The following is an 11,204-nucleotide window of genomic DNA, read 5'->3' as shown; positions in this document are numbered from 1 at the left end:
CGGTCCGCGGCACGGGTCAGGCCACGCCGAGGTACGCCTCCTTGACCGCCGGGTCGTGCAGGAGCGCCTCGCCGGTGCCCTCCTTGACGATCCGGCCGGTCTCCAGCACGTACCCCCGGTGGGCCCGGGAGAGCGCCTGCTGGGCGTTCTGCTCCACCAGCAGGATCGTGGTGCCCTGCTCGTTGATCCGCGTGATGATCTCGAAGATCTGCTGGATCAGCTTGGGGGCGAGCCCCATCGACGGCTCGTCCAGCAGCAGCAGCCGCGGACGGGCCATCAGGGCCCGGCCGACCGCCAGCATCTGCTGCTCACCGCCGGAGAGCGTGCCGCCGGGCTGCTTGCGCCGCTCGGCCAGCCGGGGGAACAGGTCCAGCACCATGTCGAGATCCTTGTTGATCTCGCTCCGGTCCCGGCGGGTGTACGCCCCCATCTCCAGGTTCTCCAGGACGGTCATGCCGGGGAACACGCCCCGGCCCTCGGGCGCCTGCCCGATGCCCCGGATCACCCGCAGGTCGGCGCGCATCCGGGTGACGTCGGTGCCGTCGAACACGATCGAGCCCGACGCGATCGGCCGCAGGCCGGAGATCGCCCGCATGGTGGTGGTCTTGCCGGCGCCGTTGGCGCCGATCAGCGCCACCACCTCGCCCTCGTTGACGTGCAGGCTGATCCCGTGCAGCGCCTGGATCCGCCCGTACAGCAGGGTCAGGTCCTTGATCTCAAGCAGCATCGGTCGGCACCCCCAGGTACGCGGCGATCACGTTCGGGTCCTCCCGGACCTCGGCCGGCAGGCCCTCGGCGATCTTCTTGCCGAACTCCAGCACCACGATCCGGTCGGTCACACCCATCACCAGCCGCATGTCGTGCTCGATCAGCAGGACCGTGACCCCCTGGTCACGGATCTTGCGGATCAGGCCCAGCAGCTCCTCCTTCTCCGCCGGGGTGAAGCCGGCGGCCGGCTCGTCCAGGCAGAGCAGGGCCGGGTCGGTGGCGAGGGCCCGGGCGATCTCCAGCCGCCGCTGCTCACCGTACGACAGGTTGCGGGCCAGGTCGTCGGCGCGCCGCTCGATGCCGACGAAGCGCAGCAGCTCGCGGCCCTTCTCCCGGCCCTGCTTCTCCTCGCGCCAGTGCCGGGGCAGCCGCAGCATCGCGGAGATCACGCTGGTCTTGTGGTGGACGTCCGCGCCCACCATCACGTTCTCCAGCGCGGTCATCTCCGGGAACAGCCGGATGTTCTGGAAGGTACGGGCGATGCCCGCCTTGGTGATCCACGACCGTCGCTTGCCGCTGACCCGCTCCCCCTTGAACCGGATCTGGCCCTCGGTGGGGCGGTAGACGCCGGTCATCGCGTTGAAGCAGGTCGTCTTGCCGGCGCCGTTCGGGCCGATCAGACCGAGGATCTCCCCCTTGTACAGGGTGAAGGTCACGTCGTTGAGGGCTACCACGCCGCCGAAACGCAGCGTGACGTGGTCGACCTCCAGCAACGGCTCCCGCCCGGCGGCGTCCGGCGCGGCCGGGGTGACCTCGGCCGGTTCGGCCGGGCCCTTCTCCGGCGGGACGCCGACCGTGCTCCGGCCGTCGGCGACGATGTCCCGGTCGCTCGACTTGTCGCGTTCGCTACTCATTCGCGGCTCATTCACTGGGCACCGTCTCCTGGGGAACCGCTTCCTTGCGCCGGTCGGCGAACTCGGCCGCCCGCCGCCGGTTGGGTACCAGACCCTGGGGCCGGAAGATCATCATGACGATGATGACCAGACCGAACACGAGGATCCGGTACTCGGCCGCGTCGAACTCGACGCCGACCAGGTCGCCGACGCCCCGCAGCCACTCCGGCAGGTACCAGGTGAGCGCACCGCCGACGATGGCTCCCTTGATGTTGCCGGCACCACCCAGGATGACCGCCGCGAGCACCAGGATCGAGCTCTCCAACAGGAACTGGTCTGAATTGATGAACGTCTGCTTGCCGGCGAACACCGCACCGGTGAGACCGGCGACCGCGGCACCGATGGCGAACGCCCACAGCTTGTACTTGAACGTCGGCACGCCCATGATCTCGGCCGCGTCCTCGTCCTCGCGGACGGCGATCCAGGCCCGGCCGACCCGGCTGTTCGCCAGGTTCCGCACCAGCAGGATGACGACGAGGATGAGGGTGAGCATCAGCCAGTAGTACGGCTTGGCGTCCACCACGCCGAACAGCGGCTTGCCGTCGGCCCCGGTGCCCGGCGGGTGCGGGATGTCCGGGATGCCCCGCTGACCCTGGAGGACGCCCTCGTTGCGCGCGGCGTAGAGCCGGATCATCTCGGCGAAGCCGAGCGTCACGATGGCCAGGTAGTCACCGCGAACGCGCAGCGTCGGGCCGCCGAGGAGGACACCGGAGATCATCGCCACCATGACCGCCAGCGGCACCGCCGCGAGCCACGGCCACTCGGTGCCGAGACGGCTCTCCGGCGACGTCAGCAATGCGACGGTGTACGCGCCGAGCGCGTAGAAGCCGAAGTACCCGAGGTCGAGCAGACCGGCGAAGCCGACCACGACGTTGAGCCCGACGGCCAGCAGCACGAACACGGCGGTGTCGAAGAGCACGCCGGCGAAGTCCGACCGGGTGGTGTAGAAGGCGAAGTACTCGCTGCCGATCGGGAAGCCCAGGTACTCGTAGAACCAGCGGTTGGGCAGGATGTACAGGAAGACGACCAGGGCCGCCAGGGCCGCCCAGCGGACCTGCTTGGGCAGGTGCGACCAGCGCGCCTTCATCCGCGAGGTCTTTCCGTTCTCCGCGGTGGCGGTCATGCGCGCGCCCTCCCGAGTGATTCACCGAGCAGACCGGTCGGCCGGAACATCAGCAGGACGACCAGCAGCACGAAGCCGGTGAAGTCCTTCCAGTCCCCACCGAACAGGCCCACGGCGTAGTTCTCCGCCATCCCGAGCAGCAGACCGCCGAGCAGCGCACCGCGCAGGTTGCCGATGCCGCCGAGCACCGCGGCCGCGAAGGCCTTCAGGCCGAGCAGGAAGCCGACGTTGAACTTGGTGTAGCCGAAGTTACTCACGTCCCACAGCAGCGCCGCGACACCGGCCATCAGGCCGCCGAGCACGAAGACCAGCAGGATGACCCGGTTCTTGTTGACGCCCATCAGCGCGGCGGTGTCCGCGTCCTGGGCGACCGCCCGGATACCGCGACCCAGCCGGCTGCGGTTCACGAACTGGTCCAGGCCGACCATCATCACCAGCGTCACACCGAGGATGATCAGCTGGATGTTGGTGACCTCCGCGCCGAAGATGGTGAAGAGCGTCTTCTGGGGCACCAGCGTCGGCATGCCGAACGGGGCGCGGTTGGTGCCGATACCGAACGACTCGGCGAGCACGAAGGACGCGCCGATCGCGGTGATCAGGAAGGCCAGGGGCGGTGCATTGCGCTTGCGCAGCGGCCGGTACGCCACCAACTCCACCGTGACGGCCGTGGCCGCCGAGGCGAGGGCCGCCATGACGAGCCCCGCCACCAGGGCGATCAGCAGCGGGCCGATGGCCGGTGCCGGGCTGTTCTGGTTGTAGCCGAGGGCCTCCCAGGTCCACAGGGCGGTGAAGGTACCGACCATGAAGACCTCGGAGTGGGCGAAGTTGATCAGGCGCAGCACACCGTAGACGAGCGTGTAGCCGAGGGCGATGAGCGCATAGATCGCGCCCTGCTCCAAACCGGTTATCGTCAGCGCCGGGAAGTTTCCGATGAGCTCATCAAAGTTCAAGTGGGGCTCCAACTGTGCGGCCAAACGGAGCGGCCGGGAGCAGAACTCCCGGCCGCACCGTGGGTATCCCGTAACGGGACCGGTTACCCGGTCAGGCCTTGGGGATCTCGACGTCCGGGACGACCTTGCCGGCGTTGACCTTGAACGCCCAGACCACGACCTGGGCCGGGTCCAGCTCACCGGTGTCGGTGAACTTGTAGGTCACGCCGGTCGCGGTGCCCGCCTTGTTGTACGACTTGATGAAGGACAGCAGGTCGGCACGGGTGGCCTTACCCTCCTTGATGCCCTCCAGCATGACCTTGGTGACGTCGTACGACACGTCGGCGTAGGTGCCCGGCTCGGCGTTGTCGAACGCGGCCTTGTAGTCGGTGAGGAAGCTGCCCTTGGCCGCCGTGGCCGGAGCGCACGGGCAGGTCAGGACGGTGCCCTCGGCAACGGCGTCGCCGGCGACCTTGATGAAGTTGGCGTCGTTGACACCGTCACCGGCCACCATGGTGCCGGTCCAGCCGGCACCCTTGAGCTGCTTGAGCAGCAGGCCCGCCTCGGTGTAGTAGCCACCGAAGAACAGCACCGTCGCGCCACTCGACTTGATCTTGCTGACCACGGCGGAGAAGTTGGTCTGCTTGACCTGGATCTTGTCCTCGCCGGCCACCGAGCCGAGGACCTTCTTGACCTCGTCCACCAGGCCCGCGCCGTACGCCGACTGGTCGTCGACGACGTAGACCTTCTCGGCCTTCATGACGTCCTTGATGTACCGACCGGCGGCCGGGCCCTGCGAGGTGTCGTTACCGACGCCCCGGTGGAAGATCTTCCAGCCCTTGGTGCTCAGGCTCGGCCGGGTGGCCGACGGGGTGATGATCGGCAGACCCGCCTCGTCGAAGATCGGGTCGGCCACCTCGGACTCGCCGGAGAACGCCGGGCCGACGACGCCGACGACCTTCTGGTCACCGACGGCCTGCTGGGCGAGGGCCGGGGCCTTGGCCGGGTCACCCTGCGAGTCGTACTCCTCCAGGTTGACCTTGCAGTCGGCGTTCTCCTTGTTGTACTGGTCGATCGCCAGCTTCGTGCCGTTGCGCATGTGGATACCGAGACCGGCGGCGTCACCGGTCAGCGGGCCGAAGAAGCCGATCTTGAGGTCGCACGCGGCGTTGCTGCCGCCACCCTCGCTACCACTGTCAGCCTTGCAAGCGGCCGCGCCGCCGAACACCAGCGCGCTGATGGCGACGCCACTCAGCACCCGTGCGAGCTTCTGCCTCACGGCTCGTACCCTCCTCCATCCCAATGGTCCGAACCACCCGGCGCCGATTGGCCCTTGCGCGGGCGGCCGAACCAGACCGTCGTCGCCGGTCTGGGGCCGGACGTTATCCCACCGTTGAGCTGTGACGTAAGCCCCAGGGGAGTGGGTTGACCGAACCGTTACACGCCGTGCCTGATCGGAAACGATCGCTGTAAGAACCTTCAGTTGTGAAAGCTTTTCACCTTCGTTTCGTCGGTAACGAGCGAAAGTCGTTAGACCAGCTACCGACCGACCGTCGGCACCCGCCCCCACCAGGCACGGGACCCTTTTCCGTCATCCTCCACCAACAGCAATCGATCTCCATCGGAAGCCACCGCCACCGCCGTGTCACCGGTGTCCGGAACCGCCCTCGGCAACGCCATCGCCCGCCACGAATCTCCCAGATCGGGCGAGAGCCACAGGCCGTGCCCGCCCGCCCCGCGCGTCGCCGCCACCAGGCCCCCACCGGCCACCGCCAGACCCCCCACCGACCGCACCCCGGCACCGGCGGCGCCGAACGCCCCCGCCCACCGCCACCCGTCCGCCGTCGACCGCCACGCGCCGAAACCCGCCGCACCCGCCGGGCCCACCGCCACCGGCCCGCCCCGGGTCGCCACCACCCGCTCGGCCGCGCCCGATCCGGCCGGCCCGCCCGGCAGCTCCGCCCGCCGCCACGCGCGGCCGTCGGCCGACGTCCACGCCACCGGGCGCGACCCCGCCGCCGCCAGCACCGACCCCACCACGAGCCACCCCGACGGTACGGCCACCGCGTCCTCCGCGGCCGTCCGCCCGCGACCGTCGCCCGCGAGCTCCGGCGCACCCTCCACCAGACTGAACGCCGACGAGTCCGGCGAGATCCACACCGCCGCCCCGGCCACCCGCGAACCCACCACCAGCCAGCCCCGCGGACCCGCCACCATCCGGCCGACACGCACCGCCCGCGGCCCACCGAACTGCTCGAACGGCGCCGGCACCTCCCGCAACACCCCGTCCGGGCCCTGCGTCCAGGTGCCGACCCGCGGATTGCCGTGCACTCCCCCGCTCTTCGACCCGACCGCCGCCACCCGCGACCCGCGGCACGCCACCGACGACAGCACGTGCTGCTCGCCGGAGAGGCTCGACGGCACCAGCGTCAGCGGCGTGAAGGCCACACCGTCCGCACTCGTCCACGCCGCCGGCCGGGTGCCACCCGCCGTGTCGGCGACGCCACCCGCCACGTACCACCGGCCCCCGCAGGACGCCGCGGCACGCAGCAGCAGCCGCCCCGGACGGCCCGGCGGGACCGGCAGGGTCAGTGGCGCCCAGGCCGGCGTGAGCGCGGGCTCCGGCCGCTCGACGGGCCTCGGCCGCTCGCAACCGGCGACCAGCACCACGGCGGCGAGCACCAGGGCCACAAACACCGTCGTCAGCCGCCGTACGGACACGGATCCGATGCTATCGATCCGGCGCGGTTACCGGACCGGCCGGACGGCGGGGTCCTCAGGTGGCCGGGCGGGCCACCTCGCCGCCGGCGGTCTCCGCGAGGATCCGCTCGGCGACCTCCTTCATGGTCATCCGGTGGTCCATCGCGGTGCGCTGGATCCACTTGAACGCCTGCGGCTCGGTCATCCCGTACGTCGTCATCAGCGCGCCCTTCGCGCGCTCGACCGTCTTGCGGATCTCCAGGCGGTCGGTCAGGCCGGCGACCTCCGCCTCGAGGGCGGCGATCTCCGAGTACCGCGACAGGGCGATCTCCACCGCCGGGACCAGGTCGCTCTTCTGGAAGGGCTTCACCAGGTACGCCATCGCGCCGGCGGCCCGCGCCCGCTCCACCAGGTCCCGCTGGCTGAACGCGGTCAGGATGATCACCGGGGCGATCCGGGCGCCGGCGATCCGCTCGGCGGCGGCCAGCCCGTCCATGATCGGCATCTTGATGTCGAGGATGACCAGGTCGGGCTTCAGCTCCTCGGCCAGCCGGACGGCGGTCTCACCGTCGCCGGCCTCGCCGACGACCTCGTAGCCCTCCTCGGCGAGCATCTCGGCGAGGTCCAGCCGGATGAGCGCCTCGTCCTCGGCGATCAGTACGCGCCTGCGCTCGGCGTCCGTCTGCGTCTCGGCCACGAGCCACTCCCACCAGTCTGAACCCGACACCCGACCGACCGGGCGCCACGCCCCATAGCGTAGTGGGTACTCTATGAGGCGCCACCAAGGCGTTCCGCGAGGAAGTCCCCGTATTCCAACCGGTAGAGAAACGGAGCTCAAACCTCCGACAGTGTGGGTTCGAATCCCACCGGGGACACCACATTGTCGCACGCTTGTTCGAAGATGCCCGTGTGCATCCACCCCACGTACGCGCCGGCGCGCGAACGCTGTACCTGGGCGGCGCGACCGTCGCGGAGGTCGCACGGAGCGTAAGCCTGCCCTATTCGACCGTGCGCTACTGGTGTAAGGATCGACCAGAGCCGAAGCAACTGGGCACCGCCGCCCGCTGCTTCCGCTGCCGCCCGGACGTCGACGATCCGACAGATCCCACGAGCTACACGTACCTGCTGGGCCTCTACCTCGGCGACGGCCACCTGGTGACGTCGGCCCGGGTACCGGTGCTTCGCGTCTCCTGCAGCAACAGTTGGCCGGGCCTCATCGACGCCTGCGACGCGGCGATGCGGGCGGTCCTGGCGAACAAGGTCCAGCGGGTCGCGCACCAAGGCTGCGTCAGCGTCCAGAGCTACGGCAGGCACTGGCCGTGCCTCTTCCCGCAGCACGGGCCGGGCGAGAAGCACCGACGCGCGATCGTCCTCACAGACTGGCAGCGCGAGATCGTGAGAGCCCGTCCGGGCGATTTTCTCCGGGGCCTCCTCCACTCCGACGGCGCGCGGTTTGCCAACCGGGTGAAGGTGCGCGGCAAGGAGTACGTCTATCCGCGCTACATGTTCACGAACGAATCCACCGACATCATGGGGCTCTGCCAGTGGGCCCTCGACCTGCTCGGCATCGCCTGGCGGATGAACCGCCGAAACTCACTCTCAGTCGCCCGCCGGGAGGCGGTTGCCGCCCTCGACGTGCACGTCGGCCCGAAGTACTGACGGGAAGTCAGCCGAGCGTGGCGAGCGCCGCTGCCAGGTCCTCGCGCAGGTCCTCCGGGTCCTCCAGGCCGACCGAGAGCCGCAGCAGGCCGTCGACCGGCTTGGCCTCTCCCTGCACCGGCCGGTGGGTGAGCGACGCCGGGTGCTGGATCAGCGTGTCGACGCCACCGAGCGACACCGCGTGGGTGATGAGCCGGCAGGCACCGGCGACGGCGGCCGCGGCGGGCGCGTCACCGCGTACCTCGAAGGCGAGGAGGCTGCCCGGGCCGGCCATCTGGCGGCCGACGAGCCCGGCGGGGTCGTGCAGCGAGGGGTGGTGAACGCGCGTGACGGCGGGGTGGTCGGCGAGCCAGGCGGCGAGTTTCTCGGCGCCGGCCTGCTGGGCGCGGACGCGCAGCGGGAGGGTCTGGAGGCCGCGGTGGGCGAGGTACGCGCCGAGGGGGTGCAGGATCGCCCCGGTGAGCGCCCGGACCTGCCGGAGCCGGGCGGCCCAGTCGGTGTCGCAGGCGACGACGCCGGCGAGGACGTCGCCGTGGCCGCCGATGCTCTTGGTGGCGCTGTGCAGGACGAGGGTGGCGCCGTGCCGGGCGGGCTGTTGGAGCACGGGCGTGGCGACGGTGTTGTCGACGAGCAGCGGCGCGGGCCCGGCGGCGCGGGCGAGGGCGGCGATGTCGACGAGGTCGAGGGTGGGGTTGGCGGGGGTCTCGACGAGGACGAGCGCGGTGTCGGGGCGGACGGCGGCGGCGACCTCGTCGGGGCGGGCCCAGGTGATGTCGGTGCCGAGCAGGCCGGTGGCGAGGACGTGGTCGGTGCCGCCGTAGAGGGGGCGGACGGCGACGAGGTGCCGTTTCCCGTCGCGGGTGGCGGCCAGCAGGGTGGCGGTGAGGGCGGCCATGCCACTGGCGAAGGCGACGGCGTCGGTGGTGGCTTCGAGTTCGGCGAGGGCGGTTTCGAAGCGGGCGACGGTGGGGTTCCACAGCCGCTGGTAGACGGCGGTGCCGCCGGGTGGGAGGGTCCCGCCGGTGGCGAGGGTTTCGTACGCGTCGCCGCCGGTGTCGACGGAGGGCAGCGGGTTGGTGGTGGAGAGGTCGATGGGCGCGGCGTGGACGCCGAGGGCGGCGAGGTCGTCGCGGCCGGCGTGCACGGCTCGGGTGTCCACGGTCGTCATGCCGGGAAGGATCGAACATGTGCGGCATGGAGAGCAATAGGCGCGAACATGATTCGGGAAGGCGGCTAGCCAGGGCCGTGCGATTCGGGAGAGGATGGCGGCATGCCCCTTGCACCGAACGATGTGCGGCCGTACGCGAGCCTGGACGACACCGACCGCGCGATCCTGGCGGAGTTGGCCGCGGACGGCCGACTGCCGAACAACGCCCTCGCCGAGCGGGTGGGGGTGGCGCCGTCGACCTGTCTGGCGCGTACCCGGGCGTTGCGGGAGTGCGGGGCGATCCGGGGGTTCCACGCGGAGGTGGACCCGGCGGCGGTGGGCCTGCCGTTGCAGGCGCTGGTGTCGGTGCGGCTGTCGGCGCACGACCGGGCGGTGGTGGACGCGTTCCGGGCGCGGTCGGTGCGGCTGCCGGGGGTGGTGTCGGTGTTCCACGTGGCGGGCGCGGAGGACTACGTGCTGCACCTGCGGGCGGCGTCGGCGGACGCGTTGCGGGACTTCGTGCTGGACCATCTGGCGGTGGATCCGGCGGTGCAGCACACCCAGACGAGTCTGATCTTCGAGCAGGCGCGCGGCGTGGGTTAGGCCACCGCCCGAAACAAACGGGACGCGGCGCGGGTTGGCGAGGGTTGTGATCGACGTACCGTTGGCTGTTCTTGATCTTGCTCCGGTGGCGCGTGGCGCGAGTGCCGGGGAGGCGCTGCGGCACACCACCGAGCTGGCCCGCCGCACGGAGGAGCTCGGGTACCACCGGTTCTGGGTGGCCGAGCACCACAACATGCCGGCGATCGCGTCGTCGGCGCCGGCGGTGCTGCTGGCGCACCTGGCGGCGCAGACGAGCACGATCCGGCTGGGCTCGGGCGGGGTGATGCTACCCAACCACGCGCCGCTGGTGGTGGCCGAGCAGTTCGGCACCCTGGAGGCGCTGCACCCGGGCCGGATCGACCTGGGTGTCGGGCGCGCGCCGGGCACCGACCAGGTGACGGCGCTGGCGCTGCGCCGGACGATGGAGGGACTGTCGGCGGAGGGGTTCCCCCGGGAACTGGCGGACCTGATGAACTACTTCACCGGTGCGGATCCGGGGCCGATCACGGCCACGCCGGGCCTGGGGCAGCGGCCGGTGGTCTGGCTGCTGGGCTCCAGCGGGTTCAGCGCCCGGTTGGCCGGGCTGCTGGGTCTGCCGTTCTCGTTCGCGCACCACTTCAGCGCGCGGAACACGCTGCCGGCGCTGGCGCTGTACCGGCAGAGCTTCCGGCCGTCGCGGTGGCTGGAACGGCCGTACGCGATGGTGGCGGTGAACGCGGTGTGCGCGGAGACCGACGAGCGGGCGGAGTGGCTGGCCGGGCCGGCCGGGCTGTCGTTCCTGAAGCTGCGTTCGGGCCGTCCGGAGCCCCTCGCCACGCCGGAGGAGGCGGCGGCGTACCCGTACACGGAGCTGGAGCGGGAGTTCGTCGCGCAGCGCCGGGAGGGGCAGGCGACGGGTTCGCCGGAGACGGTCCGCCGCCAGCTCGGTGACCTGCTGGAGCGGACGGGCGCGGACGAGCTGATGCTCACCACGCTGGTCTACGACGTGGCCGACCGGGTGCGGTCGTTCGAGCTGATCGCCGAGCGGGTCGCCGGTGGACTGCGCCGGAACTCCTGAAACACGATCTTCACGCCGACGTCACTCCCGGGACGCGCGGCGCGCATAGCTTGGGTTCCGGTGGTGGTACGGCACTCCCGGTCGGGACGGGTCGGGGGTGCCACGGTGTGGCGCACCGGGTCGGAGTCAGCGGTTCCGCGGCTCCGGCCCGGTGCCTCATTCTTTCCGGTCAGCGCAGGTGGATGTCCGGGATGGGTGGTGGGGTCATGCCGGCCCCGAGGAAGAAGCTCGTCTGCGACTCCGCGCAGCAGGGGTGCCAGAGCAAGCGCCTTCTCGACACGATCGGTCGCCGTCCTTGCCTCCGCCCCGCCATTCTTGATCCACT

Annotated in this window: 11 protein-coding genes and 1 tRNA gene; 4 read left to right on the top strand and 8 right to left on the bottom strand. The window is 70.9% G+C overall.

Translation table 11 applies throughout. The features are described from left to right. Positions 1 to 16: 16 nt before the first annotated feature. From ACN26Y_RS16910 to ACN26Y_RS16880, 7 genes are all read right to left on the bottom strand, one after another. Positions 17 to 727 carry an ABC transporter ATP-binding protein gene (locus ACN26Y_RS16910; protein ID WP_422732997.1) on the bottom strand — a complete coding sequence of 237 codons (711 nt, stop codon included), beginning with the start codon at positions 725 to 727 and terminating at the stop codon, positions 17 to 19. Beyond that, positions 717 to 1,622 (bottom strand): ABC transporter ATP-binding protein, encoded by a 906-nt coding sequence (locus ACN26Y_RS16905; RefSeq protein ID WP_155331193.1) that lies wholly within the window; start codon positions 1,620 to 1,622, stop codon positions 717 to 719. Before ACN26Y_RS16905 ends, ACN26Y_RS16910 begins: the two co-directional genes overlap by 11 nt. Before the next feature lie 7 nt (positions 1,623 to 1,629). Further along, positions 1,630 to 2,748, bottom strand: a complete 1,119-nt coding sequence (locus ACN26Y_RS16900; RefSeq protein WP_230689069.1) for a branched-chain amino acid ABC transporter permease — start codon at positions 2,746 to 2,748, stop codon at positions 1,630 to 1,632. Positions 2,749 to 2,780: 32 nt separating this feature from the next. After that, positions 2,781 to 3,734 (bottom strand): branched-chain amino acid ABC transporter permease, encoded by a 954-nt coding sequence (locus ACN26Y_RS16895; protein ID WP_155331191.1) that lies wholly within the window; start codon positions 3,732 to 3,734, stop codon positions 2,781 to 2,783. Between the two features lie 91 nt (positions 3,735 to 3,825). Beyond that, positions 3,826 to 4,992, bottom strand: a complete 1,167-nt coding sequence (locus ACN26Y_RS16890) for a branched-chain amino acid ABC transporter substrate-binding protein (RefSeq protein ID WP_155331190.1) — start codon at positions 4,990 to 4,992, stop codon at positions 3,826 to 3,828. A 260-nt stretch (positions 4,993 to 5,252) separates the two neighbouring features. Then, positions 5,253 to 6,434 carry a hypothetical protein gene (locus ACN26Y_RS16885; RefSeq protein WP_155331189.1) on the bottom strand — a complete coding sequence of 394 codons (1,182 nt, stop codon included), beginning with the start codon at positions 6,432 to 6,434 and terminating at the stop codon, positions 5,253 to 5,255. A 55-nt stretch (positions 6,435 to 6,489) separates the two neighbouring features. Further along, positions 6,490 to 7,110 carry an ANTAR domain-containing response regulator gene (locus ACN26Y_RS16880; protein ID WP_155331188.1) on the bottom strand — a complete coding sequence of 207 codons (621 nt, stop codon included), beginning with the start codon at positions 7,108 to 7,110 and terminating at the stop codon, positions 6,490 to 6,492. Positions 7,111 to 7,214: 104 nt separating this feature from the next. On the opposite strand from ACN26Y_RS16880, the gene ACN26Y_RS16875 reads away from it, so the two are divergent. Both ACN26Y_RS16875 and ACN26Y_RS16870 read left to right on the top strand, forming a co-directional pair. After that, a tRNA-Leu gene (locus ACN26Y_RS16875) sits at positions 7,215 to 7,291 on the top strand. Between the two features lie 13 nt (positions 7,292 to 7,304). Next, the gene (locus tag ACN26Y_RS16870; protein WP_230689024.1) at positions 7,305 to 8,072 is read left to right on the top strand and encodes a transcriptional regulator; all 768 of its coding nucleotides are present in this window, start codon (positions 7,305 to 7,307) and stop codon (positions 8,070 to 8,072) included. Positions 8,073 to 8,079: 7 nt separating this feature from the next. On the opposite strand, the gene ACN26Y_RS16865 is transcribed toward ACN26Y_RS16870, so the two are convergent. Beyond that, entirely contained in the window at positions 8,080 to 9,240 is a 1,161-nt protein-coding gene (locus tag ACN26Y_RS16865) for a trans-sulfuration enzyme family protein (protein ID WP_422732996.1), read from the bottom strand. 102 nt (positions 9,241 to 9,342) lie between these two features. On the opposite strand from ACN26Y_RS16865, the gene ACN26Y_RS16860 reads away from it, so the two are divergent. Both ACN26Y_RS16860 and ACN26Y_RS16855 read left to right on the top strand, forming a co-directional pair. Further along, a complete protein-coding gene (locus ACN26Y_RS16860; RefSeq protein ID WP_155331186.1) occupies positions 9,343 to 9,822 on the top strand; it encodes an Lrp/AsnC family transcriptional regulator in 480 nt (159 codons plus the stop codon). Positions 9,823 to 9,868: 46 nt separating this feature from the next. Continuing rightward, on the top strand, positions 9,869 to 10,879 hold the full coding sequence (locus ACN26Y_RS16855) for an LLM class flavin-dependent oxidoreductase (RefSeq protein WP_196255868.1): 1,011 nt from the start codon (positions 9,869 to 9,871) through the stop codon (positions 10,877 to 10,879). Positions 10,880 to 11,204 lie beyond the last annotated feature (325 nt).

This window comes from Micromonospora sp. WMMD558 (assembly GCF_049315255.1).
Classification (GTDB): Bacteria; Actinomycetota; Actinomycetes; order Mycobacteriales; family Micromonosporaceae; genus Micromonospora.
This window is presented reverse-complemented; position numbering and strand designations above follow the sequence as displayed.